17 protein-coding genes are annotated in these 17,753 nt (G+C 66.1%); 8 read left to right on the forward strand and 9 right to left on the reverse strand.

Annotated features, from left to right (window positions below):
• Positions 1–40 precede the first annotated feature (40 nt).
• The 4 genes from RJ03_RS27215 to RJ03_RS27230 all read left to right on the forward strand — a co-directional run bounded on the left by RJ03_RS27215 (position 41) and on the right by RJ03_RS27230 (position 3,873).
• A complete protein-coding gene (locus RJ03_RS27215; protein WP_157163499.1) occupies positions 41–925 on the forward strand; it encodes an RsmA family anti-sigma factor in 885 nt (294 codons plus the stop codon).
• A 141-nt stretch (positions 926–1,066) separates the two neighbouring features.
• A complete protein-coding gene (gene trxB, locus RJ03_RS27220; protein WP_036507424.1) occupies positions 1,067–2,053 on the forward strand; it encodes a thioredoxin-disulfide reductase in 987 nt (328 codons plus the stop codon).
• Between the two features lie 55 nt (positions 2,054–2,108).
• Positions 2,109–2,438, forward strand: a complete 330-nt coding sequence (trxA, locus tag RJ03_RS27225) for a thioredoxin (protein ID WP_030514055.1) — start codon at positions 2,109–2,111, stop codon at positions 2,436–2,438.
• Positions 2,439–2,676: 238 nt separating this feature from the next.
• A complete protein-coding gene (locus tag RJ03_RS27230) occupies positions 2,677–3,873 on the forward strand; it encodes an N-acetylmuramoyl-L-alanine amidase (RefSeq protein WP_036507426.1) in 1,197 nt (398 codons plus the stop codon).
• Positions 3,874–3,936: 63 nt separating this feature from the next.
• Here the strand turns inward: RJ03_RS27230 and RJ03_RS27235 are convergent, their stop codons facing one another.
• The 9 genes from RJ03_RS27235 to rpmH all read right to left on the reverse strand — a co-directional run bounded on the left by RJ03_RS27235 (position 3,937) and on the right by rpmH (position 10,828).
• Positions 3,937–4,677 (reverse strand): hypothetical protein, encoded by a 741-nt coding sequence (locus tag RJ03_RS27235; protein ID WP_036507428.1) that lies wholly within the window; start codon positions 4,675–4,677, stop codon positions 3,937–3,939.
• Between the two features lie 192 nt (positions 4,678–4,869).
• The gene (locus RJ03_RS27240) at positions 4,870–5,874 is read right to left on the reverse strand and encodes a ParB/RepB/Spo0J family partition protein (RefSeq protein WP_036507430.1); all 1,005 of its coding nucleotides are present in this window, start codon (positions 5,872–5,874) and stop codon (positions 4,870–4,872) included.
• A 4-nt stretch (positions 5,875–5,878) separates the two neighbouring features.
• Positions 5,879–6,880 (reverse strand): ParA family protein, encoded by a 1,002-nt coding sequence (locus RJ03_RS27245; protein ID WP_232329231.1) that lies wholly within the window; start codon positions 6,878–6,880, stop codon positions 5,879–5,881.
• A 307-nt stretch (positions 6,881–7,187) separates the two neighbouring features.
• Positions 7,188–7,934 (reverse strand): 16S rRNA (guanine(527)-N(7))-methyltransferase RsmG, encoded by a 747-nt coding sequence (gene rsmG, locus RJ03_RS27250; protein WP_083871366.1) that lies wholly within the window; start codon positions 7,932–7,934, stop codon positions 7,188–7,190.
• A gap of 87 nt (positions 7,935–8,021) precedes the next feature.
• Positions 8,022–8,594, reverse strand: a complete 573-nt coding sequence (locus tag RJ03_RS27255) for a Jag family protein (protein WP_063063637.1) — start codon at positions 8,592–8,594, stop codon at positions 8,022–8,024.
• A 43-nt stretch (positions 8,595–8,637) separates the two neighbouring features.
• The gene (gene yidC, locus RJ03_RS27260) at positions 8,638–9,792 is read right to left on the reverse strand and encodes a membrane protein insertase YidC (protein WP_036507432.1); all 1,155 of its coding nucleotides are present in this window, start codon (positions 9,790–9,792) and stop codon (positions 8,638–8,640) included.
• A 4-nt stretch (positions 9,793–9,796) separates the two neighbouring features.
• Entirely contained in the window at positions 9,797–10,162 is a 366-nt protein-coding gene (gene yidD, locus RJ03_RS27265; RefSeq protein WP_036507433.1) for a membrane protein insertion efficiency factor YidD, read from the reverse strand.
• Positions 10,159–10,599 (reverse strand): ribonuclease P protein component, encoded by a 441-nt coding sequence (gene rnpA / locus RJ03_RS27270; RefSeq protein ID WP_083871367.1) that lies wholly within the window; start codon positions 10,597–10,599, stop codon positions 10,159–10,161. Before rnpA ends, yidD begins: the two co-directional genes overlap by 4 nt.
• A gap of 85 nt (positions 10,600–10,684) precedes the next feature.
• On the reverse strand, positions 10,685–10,828 hold the full coding sequence (gene rpmH, locus RJ03_RS36315) for a 50S ribosomal protein L34 (protein WP_006550910.1): 144 nt from the start codon (positions 10,826–10,828) through the stop codon (positions 10,685–10,687).
• A gap of 1,071 nt (positions 10,829–11,899) precedes the next feature.
• Here rpmH and dnaA point away from each other — a divergent pair.
• The 4 genes from dnaA (at position 11,900) to RJ03_RS27290 (ending at position 17,534) form a co-directional block, all read left to right on the forward strand.
• Entirely contained in the window at positions 11,900–13,447 is a 1,548-nt protein-coding gene (dnaA, locus tag RJ03_RS27275) for a chromosomal replication initiator protein DnaA (RefSeq protein ID WP_506330594.1), read from the forward strand.
• 831 nt (positions 13,448–14,278) lie between these two features.
• Positions 14,279–15,448, forward strand: a complete 1,170-nt coding sequence (gene dnaN, locus RJ03_RS27280; RefSeq protein WP_036507438.1) for a DNA polymerase III subunit beta — start codon at positions 14,279–14,281, stop codon at positions 15,446–15,448.
• 166 nt (positions 15,449–15,614) lie between these two features.
• Positions 15,615–16,850 carry a DNA replication/repair protein RecF gene (gene recF, locus RJ03_RS27285; protein WP_036507440.1) on the forward strand — a complete coding sequence of 412 codons (1,236 nt, stop codon included), beginning with the start codon at positions 15,615–15,617 and terminating at the stop codon, positions 16,848–16,850.
• A 111-nt stretch (positions 16,851–16,961) separates the two neighbouring features.
• Positions 16,962–17,534, forward strand: a complete 573-nt coding sequence (locus RJ03_RS27290) for a DUF721 family protein (RefSeq protein ID WP_051025307.1) — start codon at positions 16,962–16,964, stop codon at positions 17,532–17,534.
• The last annotated feature ends 219 nt before the right edge of the window (positions 17,535–17,753 follow it).

Raw genomic sequence — 17,753 nt, forward strand, 5'->3', positions numbered from 1 at the left:
TTCCGGGGTGTGGGGCGACGAAGCGGACACAGGAGGTGTGATGGCAGCCCGTCCGGTGCCGCGCCCTCCGTTCTCCACCGATCTGCTGGCCGATCTGCACGCCGACAACGTCCCTCCCGAACAGGCCGAGCTGCTGTGGCCGCAAGTTCGCCGGGACCCCGACGCCGTTCGTTTTCTGCACTCGCTCGACGGCGTGAGCGCCGAGTTACGCGCGCTGAGCCTGGACGACCACATTCTGCATCCGATCCCGCCCCGGGTAGCGGCCCGGTTGGACGCGCTGCTGGACGAGTTGTCGCGCGGCGAGCAGCCGCAGCCGGTCGCCACCGTCCACCATCTCTACGGCGACGGAGCGGGCGGCGAGCCGCCCTCGACCCGTCCGATGCCGGCTCTGGACGCGGTACTGCAGGAGGCGCTGCCCGGGGAACCGATGCCCGAGGAACCGCTCGAGCAGGACGCCGTTGTTCCCGGCGCGGCGGGCCCGGGCGAACCGATTTCGCTGGACGGTCACCGCGCGAAGCGATGGCGCTGGTTCACCGCGGCCGCGGCGGCAGTGGCCGTCATCGCCGGAACCCTGGTCGCTGTGGACGCGGTGACCGATCGCACGGTGCGCCCGAAAGCCCTGCCGGCCCAGCACAGCGCCACCGTCGCCCTCGATGACGAGCTGTCCTCCGCGGCCGTGATGAGTGCCATGGGCCGCAACGACGTCACCGGCGCGCTCTCGGGGCCGGGGGCCATGGCCGGTTGCGTGAAAGCCGCGGTTCCGGACCGCACGGTGCTCGGCTCGACGAATGTCACATATCGCGGTGAATCGGCCGTGCTGATCCTGCTCACCGGCCCGCGTCCGCCCAAGATCACCGCATTGGTCGTCCGGACCGGCTGCAGCGCAGCGGATCCGCAGATCCTCGAGATGCGCGACATCGGCTGACGGTGCTCGAGGTGCGCGAACGCCTCGTCGACGGCGATGTTTCCGGGCGCGGTCTCGAGTACGGCCGGTCGGCGGCGGGAACATCTACGTTTACCCTGTTGTTGACCGACACGCCTGTTGAACACACTTCGGAAGGGCATCATGAGCACGCCTGTACGCGATCTGATCATTGTCGGCTCCGGCCCCGCCGGCTACACCGCCGCGGTCTACGCTGCCCGGGCCGAGCTCGAACCGCTGCTGTTCGAGGGCACCCAGTTCGGTGGCGCGCTGATGACGACGACCGAGGTGGAGAACTTCCCCGGCTTCCGCGACGGCATCATGGGCCCCGATCTCATGGAAGAGATGCGTGAGCAGGCCAAGCGCTTCGGCGCGGATATCCGTACCGAGGATGTCGAGGCGATCGATCTTTCCGGCCCGATCAAGTCGGTCACGGTCGGTGGCGAGGTCTACCAGGCCTACGCGATCATCCTGGCCATGGGCTCGGCGGCCCGCTACCTGGGTGTACCGGGTGAGCAGGAGCTGCTCGGCCGCGGTGTCAGCGCATGCGCGACCTGTGACGGCTTCTTCTTCAAGGGCCAGGACATCGTCGTGGTCGGCGGTGGCGATTCCGCGATGGAGGAGGCGACCTTCCTCACCAAATTCGCCTCCAGCGTGACCATCGTGCATCGCCGCGAGGAATTCCGCGCCTCCCGCATCATGCTCGAGCGGGCGAAGGCGAACGAGAAGATTCGCTTCCGCCTGAACTCCGAGGTGGTCCAGGTGCACGGCGACACGGCCGTGACGAGTCTCACCCTGCGCGACACCAAGACCGGTGAAACCTCCGAACTGGCGGCCACCGGCCTGTTCGTGGCGATCGGCCACGACCCGCGCAGCGAATTGGTCCGTGGTCAGGTCGATCTCGATGCCGAGGGCTACGTGAAGGTTCGCGAGCCCGGTACCGCGACCTCGGTGGACGGCGTCTTCGCGGCCGGCGATCTGGTCGATCACACCTACCGCCAGGCCATTACCGCCGCCGGTACCGGTTGCCGTTCGGCGATCGACGCCGAACGCTGGCTCGCCGAGAAGGGCGACATCACCAGCAACACACTCGATCACGCCGGCAATCCGGTGGAAGTGACCGCCGGCTGATCCGCCCCGAAGCCTCTCGAATATCGCGTCACCGCACACCGCTAGGAGTTCAGCCATGTCCGAAACAGCCACCAAGACCGTCACCGACGCCACCTTCGAACAGGATGTGCTCGGCAGCGACAAGCCGGTGCTCGTCGACTTCTGGGCCTCCTGGTGTGGCCCGTGCAAGATGGTCGCACCGGTGCTGGAGGAGATCGCCGCGGCGCACGGCGACAAGCTCACCGTGGCGAAGGTCGACGCCGACGCCAACCCCACCAGCTCCCGCGACTACGGTGTGATGGCATTGCCGACGATGATCCTGTTCTCCGGCGGTAAGGAGGCCAAGCGCATCGTGGGTGCCAAGGGTAAGGCCGCGCTGTTGCGCGAACTCGAGGGCATCATCTGAGTTCTCCCGGTCGAGGCCCCGGGTCAGGGTACGTCGCGAGCGTGCCCGGTCCGGGGCCCCGATGCGGTTTCACCAGGAGGCACTCCGGGACCCGATGGCTGTGTACTATTTCGGCACCCGGAGAATTGCCGAAATACGGCTCGGGTCTGAGACAATCGACCGACGCTCCGGTCGTGCGAGGGTGTGTGCCATCGCATAAGTGGGTACCCGGGTTGGCGGAAGGAAAGGGCTCTCACGCATGCACCGACTTCGTCACGGCGATACTGGTCCAGCCGTCGCTGAGGTCCGGAGCACCCTGGCAAGCCTCGGATTCCATCCACACCCGCACGGGACCGACCGGTCCGGTGGGCAGGGGGAGTACTGGAAGGACTCCGACGCCGTCTTCGATCGTGAACTCGATTCGGCCGTACGCGCTTTCCAGCAGCAGCGCGGCCTGTTGGTCGACGGCGTCGTCGGGCCCGCCACCTATCGCGCGCTGAAGGAGGCCTCCTATCGCCTCGGCGCTCGCACCCTGATCTATCAGCTCTCGGCGCCGCTGTACGGCGACGACGTCGCCACTCTGCAACGCCGCCTGCAGGATCTGGGCTTCTACGTTCATCGCATCGACGGCTATTTCGGCCCGCACACCCACGATGCGCTCACCGCCTTCCAGCGTGAGATCGGCCTGTCCGCCGACGGCATCTGTGGTCCGGACACACTGCGTTCGCTGGAACTGCTCGGCGCGCGGGTCACCGGTGGCAATCCGCATCGCATCGCCGAGGAGGAGGTCGTCCACCGGGCCGGCCCGCAGCTGACCGGGAAGCGCATCGTCATCGACCCCGGAATGGGCGGCGAGGACAAGGGTTTGGCCGTGCCGACGGAATTCGGCGACGTGTACGAATCGGAGATCCTCTGGGATCTGGCGAGCCGCCTGGAGGGCCGGATGGCCGCCACCGGCATGGAGACGTTCCTGTCCCGCCCGTGGGGCGCCAACCCGACCGACGCCGAACGCGCCGAGACCTCGAACACCTTCGACGCGGATCTGATGATCTCGCTGCGCTGTGCGGCAAATCTCAGTTCGTCCGCGGGCGGTGTGGCCAGTTTCCACTTCGGGAATTCGCACGGTTCGGTGTCGATGATCGGCCAGGTGCTGGCGGGATTCATCCAGCGTGAGATCGTGGCGCGAACCTCGTTGCAGGACTGCCGCACCCACGCCCGCACCTGGGACCTGCTGCGACTGACGAAGATGCCGACCGTCCAGGTCGATATCGGATACCTGACAAACGATTACGACGCCTCGGTATTGACCAATCCCCGGATGCGCGATGTGATCGCGGAGGCCATTCTGATCTCGGTCAAGCGGCTGTATCTGCTCGGCCAGGACGATCAGCCCACCGGCACTTATACCTTCGCCGAGCTGTTGGCCGAGGAATTGGCCGCGGCCGATCGGATGTAGGTCCCGGATACCACAGGAAGGCGCTCCCGGAATTCGATCCCGGGGGCGCCTTCCTTTTTCGTGTCAGTGGCAGGGAACGCCCGGCTGGGCCTGCATGGCGGCGGCGGCCAGCAGCTGGTCCAGAGCGCGCTCGACGTCTTCCTTCCACAGATGATCGCTGTCGAGTTCCAGCCGCAGGCGCGGGAATCGATGGTGTTGTGCCACCACCGAGAATCCGACGTCCTCGAGGAAGTCCGCGTCGATCATGCAGCTTTCGGGCGAACAGGCGCTGTTGGCCTTCTGTCGCGGGGCGGAGGCGATCCCGTGCCCCGGCGAGTCGATGCGCTCCATGAAGAACATGGACCGCACTCCGCGGGCCGGCAGCGCGGTCGCGGCCGGATCGGTGCGAATTCCGAAGGCCTCGATCGCTCGCACACCTCGGCGCATCAGATCGCCGACGACGGCCTGAATCAACCGATGGGCGATATCTCCGTCATTGTGCGGCGGTTCGGCCCGCAGCGTGGTCAGCAGGACCGCATCCGGGCTCACGGGGGAGGTGGGGAACAATGCCGCGCGCGGCACCACACTCGGCGGCGAATACAGCGCACATCCGGCCGGCTGACCGTCGACCACAGCGATCTGCCCGCAGGATCCCCATTCGAGCATCACCGTCGACAACCACGCCTCTTTTTCGAAGACGGGGTCGCTGAATTCACGGGAATCTGCCGCCACGGCCGGGTCGATCTCCCAGAACACGCATCGACGCGCGTGTGCCGGAAGTTTGTCCAGTCCGCCGAGGGTTAGTGCGGTCACGCTGGTCGACACCGCTCTGCTCAGCCTCCAGCTTTCCGATTCATCTATGCTCACGCCGCATCAACATCTTCTCGCCAGCAAGAATATGCGATCAAAGCGAACGCCTCATTTCCCATCCCTTATCGATCGCGGCACATTCGGATCGGCGCGAAAAACAGCGGTGTCACAGTGACGTTTCTCGCCGAACCCCGGGGGTCTGTCTCGTCAGAGCTGTTGTTGCTCCATCAGCCCGACAATGCGCTCCAGATCGTCGACCGAACCGAACTCGACGACGATCTTGCCCTTCTTCTTGCCCATACTCACCGTCACCCTGGTGTCGAACGAATTGGCCAATCGCTCGGCGACCTTGTCCAACCCCGGTGCGTAAATCTGCCTCCGCTTGGGCGTCGGCTTCACTTCGTCTTCGGGGTAGCGGTTCGCGAGAGTGACGGCCTCCTCGGTCGCACGAACCGACAACCCCTCGGCGACGATGCGTTCGGCCAATCGCTCCTGCGCCTCGGCGCCCGCTTCCAACCCGAGCAGGGCACGAGCATGTCCGGCGGAGAGCACGCCGGCCGCGACCCGTCGCTGCACCGGAATCGGCAACTTCAACAGGCGAATCATATTCGTGACGACCGGTCGGGATCGGCCGATTCGGTTCGCCAGTTCCTCGTGGGTGACGCCGAATTCCTCCAGCAGCTGCTGATAGGCCGCCGCCTCTTCGAGCGGATTCAGCTGCACCCGGTGGATGTTCTCCAGCAGCGCATCGCGCAGCATGGCGTCGTCGGTGGTCTCGCGCACGATCGCCGGGATGGTCTCCAGGCCGGCTTCCTGGCAGGCTCGCCATCGCCGTTCACCCATCACCAGCTGATAGCGCGGAGTGGGGGAGGAGGACTCCAGCACCCGCACCACGATCGGCTGCATCAGGCCGAATTCCCGCACCGAATGGACGAGTTCGGCGAGCGCATCCTCTTCGAAGACCTGCCGCGGCTGCTTCGGATTGCGCTCGATCTGATCCGGCGGAATCTCCCGATATACCGCACCGGCACCCGATTCCTCGGCCGCATCGGGAACCCGATGCAGATAGGCCGACGCGGGATGCGGGCCGATCGGATCGAGTCCGATCACCGCATTGGCTGCCGCACTTCCGAGTCCCTGCACATCGGCAGGACCGGTCGGAATCAACGCGGCCAGTCCGCGCCCCAAGCCACCCTTCTTCGCCTGACTCATCGGCCTACCGACCCCTTTCCTGTGCTGCACCAGCCGTACCGACCGCAGCGCCTTCCTGGCCCGGCGTCGCTCGGCTCTGGATGACGGCCGAGCGGGCCGCGATCTCCCGCCCCGCGTCGAGATAACTCATCGCGCCGCGGGAACCAGGATCGTAATCGAGCACGGTCATGCCGTAGCCCGGCGCCTCGGAAACCTTGACGCTGCGCGGAATAACCGAGCGCAGCACCGCGTCACCGAAGTGGCCGCGAACCTCTTCGGCAACCTGGTCGGCGAGTTTGGTCCGGCCGTCGTACATGGTGAGGACGACGGTCGAGACGTGCAGCTCCGGATTCAGATGTGCCTGCACCAGACCGATATTGCGCAGCAGCTGGCCGACGCCCTCCAGCGCGTAGTACTCACACTGGATCGGGATCATCACTTCCTTGGCCGCCACCATCGCGTTGACGGTCAGCAGACCGAGAGAAGGCGGGCAGTCGATCATGACGTAGTCGATGTCGTAGCCCGCCAGGTTGGCCTCTTGGATGGCGGCTTTCAATCGGCCCTCACGGGCGACCATGGAGACCAATTCGATTTCGGCGCCCGCGAGATCGATCGTCGCGGGAATGCACAGCAGGCGTTCGTTGTGCGGGCTGCGCTGAATCGCGTCCTGCACCGAGATCTCACCGATCAGCAGTTCGTAGCTCGACGGCACACCGGAGTGGTGCTCGACGCCGAGCGCCGTGCTGGCATTGCCCTGGGGGTCGAGATCGATGACGAGCACTGTCATTCCCTGCAGCGCCAGTGCGGCAGCGAGATTCACGGCCGTCGTCGTCTTGCCGACGCCGCCCTTCTGATTGGCGATGGTGATGATGCGTTGTTCCCGCGGCTTGGGGATGCTGAGCGAGCCGGGGTGCAGGACCTGGCTGGCGCGATGCGCCTCGGCCGCAATAGGGGTTTCGGCGGCGGAGATATTTCCGAATGCTGTCTTGGCGAATTCATCTCCCTCGAGGCCGCCGCTGTCCAGCATTCCGGGCACCCGGGATGTTGTTTCCCGTGAAACATTCGCCGGACGGTTCGACATACAGGCTCCTAACCCCGAGAACTTCAGACACGTGCCCAGGCAGCACCGGCGCCGCATGGCTCGAACAAGCAGAACGCGGAGCTGCCGGGAACCGCGAAACCGCGCGCTCACGCTCGACGACAACTAGCTTGCCAGCACCGGCCAGAATACGGAAGTTGAACCGCGGCAATCACTATGCGACACGCGCGGAATGACTCGTCGCGAGCGCCGAATGCGGCTTCGCTGGGCGTTGTTTCACATGAAACAACGAAAGTTACTGGGCGCGTCGGGCGCGTCGATTCGCTTCCTTGTTCGCCCGCTTCTCCGCGCGCGGGACGCGTTCCACGCTGAGCACCACGGTCGGCGGCGTCACGATGCCGACGCCGCATTCGAGGATCGTCGCGTGCCCGGCGCCGGCCCGCGCCAATTCCACCCGATCGCGCTCGAGCTCCTCGGCGACGCTGGATCCCTTGAGTGCCAACATATGGCCGTGCTCGTGGATCAGCGGCAGGGACCACTTCGCCAATTTTCCGAGGGGAGCGACCGCACGAGAAGTCACGTAATCCGCGCCGCCCGCTTCCTTCCGGACGTCCGGCTGTTCGGCACGACCGCGGACCACGGTGATCTCGAGACCCGCCGATTCGACGAACTCCGCCAGGAACTTGGTGCGCCGTAGCAACGGCTCGACGAGTGTGATGCGCAGATCCGGACGCGCGATGCCGAGAGGAATTCCGGGAAGCCCGGCGCCGCTGCCTATATCGACAACAGAGGCGCCGAGGGGAATCAACTCACCCAACACCGCACAGTTGAGGATGTGTCGATCCCAGAGTCGCGGCACCTCTCGCGGTCCGATCAGACCGCGTTCGACGCCCGCGGTCGCCAGCGCGGCGCAGTACTGCTCGGCCAGCGGGAGGCGATCGCCGAATACCTCGGCCGCCACCGCGGGCGGCGTCAGATCGACAGAGTCACTGCCGGGGGAGTGCTGAGGTGTGGCACCCGCGCCTCGTTCCACGTGAAACATCCTTCCGGACCGTCGAAATCCATCAACACAAAGAGTAGGGCCCCCGGTCCGATGAACCGGGGGCCCTACCTTACCCATGCGACATTCTCAGGCCGGGATCACGACCACGTGCCGGTTGGGCTCGACACCTTCACTCTCACTCGCGACACCGTCCACGGCCGCCACGGCATCGTGAACGATCTTGCGTTCGAACGGAGTCATCGCAGTCAGCGATTCGGGCTTACCCGACTCCGCCACGCGCCGCGCCGCATCGGTGCCGAGCGCGCTCAGCTCCTCGCGACGCTTGGCCCGCCACCCGGCCACGTCGAGCATCAGGCGGCTGCGCACACCGGTCGCCTGCTGCACGGCCAGTCGGGTCAACTCCTGCAGCGCGTCCAGAACCTCACCGCGCCGACCGACGAGCTTCGACAGATCCCGCCCGCCGTCGATGCTCACGACCGCGCGGTCGCCCTCGACATCCAGATCGATATCGCCGTCGAAGTCGAGAACGTCCAGCAGCTGCTCCAGATAGTCGCCCGCGATCTCACCCTCTTCGATCAACGCCTCTTCGGCATCGGTCGGATCCGGTTCGGTCACCTCGTCGCGGTCGTCCACCGCCGCCGCATCATCCTGCACACCGAGGGCCACAGTGGCGTCCCCTCCATCGGTCTCAACAGTCATATGTCGTTTCCTTCAATCTGAATCATCCGTCGTATCGGATCCGCTAGCGACGTCGCTTCTGATTCGCTCGACCTCTGTTGCCGGATCGCTTGCGATTACCCGGCCCGGGTGACTTACCCGACGAGCCCGACTTGCCGGAGGTCGAACCGGCCTTGGCCGAAGAACTCGAACTCGTGGAGTCCGAAGTCGTGGAGGCGGCGGTGCCGTTGGTCACGGCCGCGGGCTTGTCCGCCTCGACGGCCGGCGTTTCGGCGGCACCGGATTTCTTCTTGGCGGTCGGCTTGGCGCCGGGCTTCGGCGCGTTCTGCGCCTTCCGCTCGATCGCCTCTTCCTTCTTCTGCTGCTCTTCCTTGTCGATGCGCCCGAAGACCAGATGCTGCTGCCCGTAGGTCCAGATGTTGTTGGACACCCAGTAGAGCAGGATCGCGATGGGGAGGAAGGGGCCACCGACGACGACACCGAGCGGGAAGACCCACAGCGCCAACTTGTTCATCAGGGCGGCTTGCGGATTCGCCGCCGCCTCCGCGCTCTGACGTGCCACCGAGGCGCGGGCGTTGAAGTGGGTCGCGAGGCCGGCGACGATCATCAGCGGAACCGCCACGACGACCATGTTCCACACGTGCGGGATGCCGCCGAAATCCGCGTAGGCGTCCAGGGTCGCCTTGGGGGAGGTGATCGCGGCGGAGATCGGCGCACCGAAGATACGGGCGCTCAGGAACGACTGCACATCGTGCGCGCTGAACACGTAGTTCGGCGTCATCGCGTTCTGCTCGGGCGTCATGTGCAGCTGGCCGATACCGCTACCGGTGCGGTTGAACGACCGCAGCACGTGGTACAGACCGATGAACACCGGCACCTGAGCCAGCACGGGCAGACAGCCCATCAGCGGGTTGAAGCCGTGTTCCTTCTGCAGCTTCTGCATCTCGACGGCCATCTTCTGGCGGTCGTTCTTGTACTTGCGCTGCAGTTCCTTGATCTGCGGCTGCAGTTCCTGCATCTGCCGCGTGGTGCGCACCTGTTTGACGAAGGGCTTGTACAGCACCAAGCGCAGGGTGAACACCAGGAACACCACTGCCAGCGCCCAGGCGAACCCGTTGCTGGCGCCCTTGTCGAAATCTCCGAGTCCGAAGACGAACCCGAAGATCCGGTGCCAGAACCAAAGGATCCAGGACACCGGGTAATAGATGAAGTCGAGCACGGCTCTATGTACTCCCGTCGGTCGTGTCGCCGGTCACCGCGCGCGGCGACCCTTTACAAGACTTGTGTTCGGCCGCCTCGTCATGGGCCCGGCTCGTCTCGTGAGCCGCTTCGGCAGCAGCCCGTTTCCGTTCCGGAACCGGGTCCCACCCACCAGGGTGCCAGGGCGCACATTTGGCCAGACGCACGGCCGTCAATCCGAGACCGACGAACAGCCCGCGAGTACGCAGAGCCGTCACCGCGTACTCACTACAGGTCGGGGTGAATCGGCACACCGGCATGCGGGTGGGGGAGACGTAGGTCCGGTACAGCTCGATCAGAAAGATCACGAGATTCGCCGGAAGCCGCGTCAACACGCGCAGGCGGTTCATGACGCATCACTCGAAGCCACGCGCGCGGCGGAGAGATCGAAAGACATTTTCCGCAGCGCGGAACGCAATTGCTGATCCAGCTCCGCCGAAGTCGCGGTCGCGGCACCGGGGAGGGCGCGGATCACGACATCGGCCTCCGCCGGAAGGTCGGCGACGACCCCGGCGCAGATATGACGCAGGCGGCGGGCGACGCGGTGTCGTACCACCGCGGTGCCCACCGCCTTGCTGACGATCAATCCGAAACGAGGACCACCGAAGCGTGCGAGCGATCGGGCCGCCGCATCGTCGGACCTCGCGGCATCGTCGGATCTCATGTCCGCCGATGCCGACGGCACCACCACATGCACGACGATGTCCCGTCTCCCGACTCGTCGGCCACGTCGCACCGTCCGGGAGAAGTCGGCACGATGATGCAGCCGGTACGGCTCAGGCAACACCCGAGTGTCCGAGCACGTAACGGGTGAACGGAAGCAGCGAGACGATCGACGAGTCAGGCATGGCGGCGATGCCGATGCCGTGCGATCAGGCCGTCAGAGAAGCGCGGCCCTTGCGACGGCGCGCCGACACGATCGCGCGCCCGGCACGGGTGCGCATCCGGAGGCGGAAGCCGTGGACCCGCGCACGACGACGGTTGTTCGGCTGGAACGTCCGCTTGCCCTTGGCCACGGTCAACACTCCTCGAGTTGGTGGGCGCCAGGCGGCGCCCGAAGCTTGTTCGGTGAAACGTATGTGGTCGCGATGAAAACTGGTCTTCATCGGCACAACGCCCATTGCGTGGTGGTCCCGCTGGATCGACGATTCGACCAGGCAGCAGGCAGCCAACACCGCGTCAACGGGTGACTGTACGAGGGTACTGATCAGCCAGGAGAGGGTCAAACTCGGGGTCCCTCATGAGACGCCCGCCACTGAATCCGGCCCGCGACAGCCGTTCACCCCGGGCGACTCACCGTGCTGCCGCGACGCGCCGTTGGGACGGCGCACTCGTGAACCACCCTTGTCACAGCCACGGGAGACCCACTACGATTCATAGCCAGAAGATAGCTGCAGAAGCGCAGGTCCAGGCGCTGACCGGGGGGTTGTTGCAGCGAACCACGTATCATCCCAGTTCTCCACATCTGTGGATAATTGTGTGGAAAGACCCCTGGAGTGGCATATTCGTATGGCTGACGGCCAGGCATGTCAGTGGTCGCCGACCGTTGGAGCTCCTGTCGAGTTGCTCCGGGGAGGAAATAATACGTGGACGACGAGCAGAACGTGTTGACCGCGGTCTGGCCCGAAGTGGTCGCCGAGCTCACCGCCGGCTCCACCGACGGAGCCATCCCGCCGGTGACCAACGCCCAGAAGGCGTGGCTCGGCCTGGTCAAGCCGCTCACGGTCGCACAAGGCTTTGCCCTGCTCTCGGTGCCTTCTTCCCTGGCCCAGGAGGCCATCGAACGCGATCTGCGCGAACCGATCCTGCGCTCGCTGGCCCGTCGGCTGGGCCCGCAGGTGGAGGGTCTCGGCGTCCGGATCGCCGCGCCGGCCAACCCGCCGCCGGATCGTCCCGGTGCCGGCGCCCGCCATGCTCGCCTCACCTCACGCCCCGAGCGGATGCGCGACAAGCCCCGCGAACCGGTCGGGTTCCCGGCGCCGCCGCAGTATCCCGACACCGACGATTTCCCCACCCCACGCTATCTTTCCCCAGCCGACTACCAGGCCCGGACCGCCTATCCCCAGGGTGAGTATCCGTCCGCGCCGATGGCCGGGGAATTGCCGGACAGCCTCGGACCATCCTCGCCGCTGCGCCGGGACCCGGAAGCGCATCTGCACGACGAAGCGCTGGTCCGGCATCCGGACAGTCTGCGGCGCGATCCCGACGATCTGCGCCGGGACCCCGACGCCTTCCGCCACGATCCGGACGCACTCCGGCGCGATCCCGACGCCCTGCGCCGGGACGCCGACACGCTGTCCGGCCGGGACGGACTGCACGGTCCGGATTCGCTGCGGCGTGAGACGGACTCACTGCGCCGCGACCACGAACTGCACCATCCACAGGAGGCGCTGCGCCGGGAGCCCGAGCCACTGCGGCACGACCAGGAGCTGCCCCGGACGGGCGGACATCCCGGACAGGAGTCGCTGTTCGCGCCGGAACCGGAGGTCGGACAGCGCCCGGGCGTGGCCGAGGACTCCGACGAACCGGTGGTGAGCGCACGCAATTCCTGGCCGACGTATTTCGCGAAGTCGCCGGAACCACCGGCGCCGGCCCCCGCGTCGTCCTCGGCCAGTTTGAACGCCAAGTACACCTTCGAGACCTTCGTCATCGGAGCCTCGAACCGGTTCGCGCACGCGGCGGCGGTGGCGATCGCCGAGGCGCCTGCCCGCGCGTACAACCCGCTGTTCGTCTGGGGGGCATCCGGTCTGGGGAAGACACATCTGCTGCACGCGGCCGGGCACTATGCCCAGCGGCTGTTTCCCGGGATGCGCGTCAAATACGTCTCGACCGAGGAATTCACCAACGACTTCATCAACAGCCTGCGCGACGACCGGAAGGTGGCGTTCAAACGCCGCTACCGCGAGACCGACATCCTGCTGGTGGACGACATCCAGTTCATCGAGGGTAAGGAAGGTATCCAGGAGGAGTTCTTCCACACCTTCAACACCCTGCACAACGCGAACAAGCAGATCGTGGTCTCCTCCGACCGCCCGCCGAAACAGCTGGCGACGCTGGAGGAACGCCTGCGCACCCGGTTCGAATGGGGTCTGATCACCGATGTGCAGCCGCCGGAGCTGGAGACCCGGATCGCGATCCTGCGCAAGAAGGCGCGGATGGATCGCCTCGATGTGCCGCACGACGTGCTGGAACTGATCGCCAGCCGGGTCGAGCGCAATATCCGTGAACTCGAGGGTGCGCTGATCCGGGTGACGGCCTTCGCCTCCCTCAACGGCCAGCCGCTGGATCTGTCGCTGGCCGAGGTCGTGCTGCGCGATCTGATGCCGGACACCACGACCATCGAGATCACGGCGTCGACGATCATGGCCGTGACCGCGGAGTACTTCAACACCACGCTGGAGGAACTGACCGGTCCCGGTAAGGCCCGGCCGCTGGCTCAGGCTCGTCAGATCGCGATGTACCTGTGCCGGGAATTGACCGATCTTTCCCTGCCGAAGATCGGCCAGGCCTTCGGTCGCGACCACACGACGGTCATGTACGCGGAGAAGAAAGTGCGCAAGGAGATGACCGAGCGCCGCCGGGTCTACGACCAGGTTCAAGAACTCACAGCCCGAATCAAACAGCGCTCGCGCTGAATTTCTGCACAAGCCGATCCACCCGGTTGACCTGGGTGGATCGGCTTTTTCGTGTTGTGGATTCCTCGAGGAGTCCTTGTGGAGTCCTCGAGGAATCCCACGTTTGTCCTCGAGGTTGCGCACAGTCGACGAGTGAGCCTGTGCACGCATTCGCTCACAGCCCTCGGTCCACAGTTCCCACAGCCGAATTCGTCCACGGGGTCCGAACTGCGAAGACGGCCGAATCGGCATGTGGATTCCTCGAGGACTCCCTGTCAGGTCCTCGAGGAATCCCCCGGTAGTGCACCGATCGGCACACACGTGTGTACAACAGGTCTCGAGTCATGGAAGAACTCGAGGATGGCTCGAGGATGGAGGTTGAACAGTTTTCCGGCCTCCACAGCGGCCCACTGTTCATCCTCGAGTCACCCGCCGGACATCCCCACGCCGCCACGCCTCCTGAACTGGGCGAACGGCCCGCGTCCACAGAATCCACAGTGCCTACTACTACTTCAGTTCTTCTTCTTTAGATTTCTTCTTGAAAACAGGGTGTGTGGAAACTCGGCTCGGGGACCGACGGATCGATTCGCGGCGGTCCACATCCGAACGAAGCAGGGAGCAGAACGGATCCGGCCCTCCGGCGACGACGCACCGGGTGAGGGGGTGACGTAGTCATCGCCCGCTTGCGCGGGTACGGTTTGATGTCGGTCGCCTGTGCCACACTGCGGTGCGTACGGGCGAGCCGTTCCGACCGCATTGCCGCGCGAACCACGCTGTTGTATGAACCACGCTGAGCACCACGGCGTCGAACAGATCACGACCGATCGAGACTGGGAGAGGACATACCGAGCGATGGAGCTTGCAAGTATGAAGTTTCGGGTCGCTCGCGAGGATTTCGCGGAATCCGTCGCCTGGGTGGCCCGTAGCCTGCCGTCTCGCCCGCCCGTGCCCGTCCTGGGCGGTGTGCTGCTGGTGGCCGACGAGGACGGCCTCACGGTCTCCGGATTCGACTACGAGGTCTCCGCGCAGATGCGCGTCGCCGCCGAGGTGGCCGGCCCGGGACAGGTGCTGGTCTCCGGTCGCCTGCTGGCCGACATCACCAAGGCACTGTCCAACAAGCCGGTCGACGTCTCGGTCGACGGCACCCGTGTGCTGATCGCCTGCGGCAGCGCCAAGTTCTCGCTGCCGACCATGCCGGTCGAGGACTATCCCCAGCTGCCCGAACTGCCTCCGCAGACCGGCGAACTGGGTGTGGATCTGTTCTCCGAGGCCGTAGGCCAAGTGGCGGTCGCCGCCGGTCGCGACGACACGCTGCCCATGCTGACCGGTATCCGCGTCGAAATCGACGGCTCCCAGGTGGTTCTGGCGGCCACCGACCGCTTCCGCCTCGCGGTGCGGCATCTGGAGTGGCAGCCCGGTCGCCCGGATGTGGAGACCGCGGTCCTGGTCCCGGCGCGCACCCTGTCGGAATCGGCGAAGACGCTCGGCGCCTCCGATGCGCCCGTCCAGCTGGCCTTCGGCACCGGAACCGACGGACTGCTGGGGATCGTCAACGGTGGCCGCCGGACCACCACCCGGTTGCTCGACGCGGAATTCCCCAAGTTCCGCCAATTGCTCCCCAAGGAGCACACCTCGATCGCGACCCTCCAGGTGAGCGCGCTGATCGAGGCCATCAAGCGCGTAGCCCTGGTGGCCGAGCGCGGCGCCCAGGTGCGGCTCGAGTTCTCCGATCAGGGTCTGCAACTCTCCGCCGGCGGTGACGACGCCGGTCGCGCCGAGGAATGGCTGGAGGCGGAGTTCCGCGGTGAACCGCTGACCATCGCTTTCAACCCCGGCTACCTCAACGACGGTCTGTCGGCGCTGCATTCGGACCGGGTGACCTTCGGTTTCACCACTCCCAGCCGCCCGGCCGTGATGTGCCCGACCACCGACGACGAACCGGAACTGTCGGACTCCGGCGCGTTCGCGGCGCTGTCGAGCGACTACATCTACCTGTTGATGCCGGTTCGTTTGCCCGGCTGATCGATCCGATCCCCATGGTTCCCGCCTCGCCGGCCGCGATACGACCGGCGAGGCGGCATTCGTTCACCCCGACCTGTGGAGATGTTGATAAACCTGTGAAAAACCCCGGGCGCGTGTGCATTTCGACCCGTCCGTCACAAAGTGCCTGGTGACGGCGGGTTCAGCTATGCACATCCGGACGCTCACACTGCGTGATTTCCGCTCCTGGGAGCACGCCGACCTCGAATTACCCACAGGCAGAACCGTTTTCCTGGGGGCGAACGGCAACGGTAAGACCAATCTCGTCGAGGCAGTCGGATATCTGTCCACACTCGGTTCCCACCGGGTTGCCGGTGATGCCCCGCTGATCAGGTTGGGGCAGCAGCGATCTCGGATCGGCGCGACCGTCGTCAACGGTGGCCGCGAACTGCGCATCGATGTGGAGTTGAACCAGGGCGCCGCCAATCGCGCGCAGATCAACCGGTCGCCGGTGCGCCGCACGCGCGAGATTCTCGGCATCCTGCAGACCGTGTTGTTCGCGCCGGAGGATCTGGCGCTGGTCCGCGGCGATCCCTCCGAGCGCCGCCGTTTCCTGGACGAACTGGCCACCGCCCGGCTGCCGCGCCTGGCCGCGGTCCGCTCGGACTACGACCGCGTGCTGCGGCAGCGCTCGGCGCTGTTGAAAACGGCTGGGCGGCAGGCTCGTTCGCGCGCCGGTGCGCCGGCCGAACTGAGCACCCTCGACGTCTGGGACGGACATCTGGCCGCACACGGTGCTGAACTACTGGCCCAGCGCCTGCGGCTGGTCCACGAACTGCACCCCTATCTCGAGCAGGCATATCGGTCCATCGCACCGGAATCGCGGACCGCGGCCATCCGCTACCGCAGTTCCGCGCTGCCCGAGGAATTCCTGGATCCACAGCGTTCTCCACAGCCCGGAGATGTCGAGGCGCTGGAGGCGAATATGTTGAGCGAGTTGGCTTCCGCGCGCGGCAAGGAACTCGAGCGCGGTGTCTGCCTGGTCGGCCCGCATCGCGACGATCTGGATCTGATGCTCGGTTCGGCGCCCGCGAAAGGTTTTGCCAGCCACGGGGAATCGTGGTCGTTCGCCTTGGCCCTGCGACTGGGCGCCTTCGAACTGCTGCGCAGCGCGGGGACGGATCCGGTCCTGCTGCTCGACGACGTCTTCGCGGAATTGGATCGCCGCCGTCGCACCGCGTTGGCGGCGGTGGCCGCCGGCGCCGAACAGGTGCTGATCACCGCAGCGGTGCCCGAGGACGTGCCGCCGGAACTCGAGGCGAATCCGGTCCGGGTCGAGACCGACGGCGTCGCGGACGGGCGGACCTCGCGCATCGTCGAGCCACCGTCGCGCGCGGATGAGCCCCTCTCGGACGAGCCCACCGAAGGCCGGCACATCGGGTGACGGTGATCGGCGCATCTGTGCCGAATCGCCCCGGGTGCAAGGGGCGCGAGTTGTCGGACCCAGCGGCTAGCCTTGCCGCAATGCAGTGATCGGACGGGAAAGGAGTCGAAGGTGGCCGCAGAACCCGGGCGCGAAGACGGCTCCCCGCCGTCCGCCGTTCCCGAACCGGAACTGCGCGGTGTGGACCTGGCACGCCGTGCCCTGGAGGAGGCCCGCGCCGCGGCCCGTGCCAGCGGTAAGGCGGTCGGCCAGGGGCGAGCCTCACCGCGTAAGGGCGGGGTACGAGCCTTGCGCCGCCGCTCCGGCTGGTCCGGTGCGCGGCCCGACGAGCGCGATCCGCAACTGCTCTCCGCACTGGCCGGATCGCTGGCCAAGAGTCGCGGATGGTCGGGAAAGGTCGCCGAGGGAATGGTTTTCGGCCGGTGGTCGGCCGTGGTCGGCGACGATATCGCGGCGCATGCCGACCCGGTATCGCTCACCGACGGCGTGCTGAGTATCCAGGCCGAATCCACCGCTTGGGCCACCCAGTTGCGGATGCTGCAGGCGCAGATATTGGCGAAGATCAACGCCGCGGTCGGTCAGGGCGTGGTCACCTCGCTGAAGATCAGCGGTCCCGCCGCACCCAGCTGGCGCAAGGGCGAGCGGCATATCAAGGGGCGCGGTCCGCGCGACACCTACGGCTGATCCGGGTCCGTGAGTTTCACGTGGAACCGGTGCGCAGCATCGTCTCGTGCGGAACCACATCGGCGTAACTTTCCGGCGCGGGATCCGAGTGCCCGTCGCTGTCCGCTGAGGCTCACGGGAGCGGGTTCGCCTATAACCGGACCCGGTGGCGACCGATTTCACGCACTCACGACGCTCTCAGGGGTGTCATAGGTGCATCCTGTGCCGGGGGTACCAGTA

This window comes from Nocardia aobensis NBRC 100429 (assembly GCF_000308375.1).
Lineage (GTDB): Bacteria > Actinomycetota > Actinomycetes > Mycobacteriales > Mycobacteriaceae > Nocardia > Nocardia aobensis.

Coding starts and splice junctions, on each gene's coding strand:
- dnaN (WP_036507438.1), top strand. CDS start 14,279: ATGGAGCTTGCAAGTATGAAGTTTCGGGTCGCTCGCGAGGATTTCGCG.
- trxA (WP_030514055.1), top strand. CDS start 2,109: ATGTCCGAAACAGCCACCAAGACCGTCACCGACGCCACCTTCGAACAG.
- RJ03_RS27255 (WP_063063637.1), bottom strand. CDS start 8,594: ATGACTGTTGAGACCGATGGAGGGGACGCCACTGTGGCCCTCGGTGTG.
- recF (WP_036507440.1), top strand. CDS start 15,615: ATGCACATCCGGACGCTCACACTGCGTGATTTCCGCTCCTGGGAGCAC.
- RJ03_RS27240 (WP_036507430.1), bottom strand. CDS start 5,874: ATGAGTCAGGCGAAGAAGGGTGGCTTGGGGCGCGGACTGGCCGCGTTG.
- RJ03_RS27230 (WP_036507426.1), top strand. CDS start 2,677: ATGCACCGACTTCGTCACGGCGATACTGGTCCAGCCGTCGCTGAGGTC.
- dnaA (WP_506330594.1), top strand. CDS start 11,900: ATGGCCGGGGAATTGCCGGACAGCCTCGGACCATCCTCGCCGCTGCGC.
- trxB (WP_036507424.1), top strand. CDS start 1,067: ATGAGCACGCCTGTACGCGATCTGATCATTGTCGGCTCCGGCCCCGCC.
- rsmG (WP_083871366.1), bottom strand. CDS start 7,934: ATGTTTCACGTGGAACGAGGCGCGGGTGCCACACCTCAGCACTCCCCC.
- yidD (WP_036507433.1), bottom strand. CDS start 10,162: ATGAACCGCCTGCGCGTGTTGACGCGGCTTCCGGCGAATCTCGTGATC.
- RJ03_RS27215 (WP_157163499.1), top strand. CDS start 41: ATGGCAGCCCGTCCGGTGCCGCGCCCTCCGTTCTCCACCGATCTGCTG.
- RJ03_RS27245 (WP_232329231.1), bottom strand. CDS start 6,880: ATGCTGGACAGCGGCGGCCTCGAGGGAGATGAATTCGCCAAGACAGCA.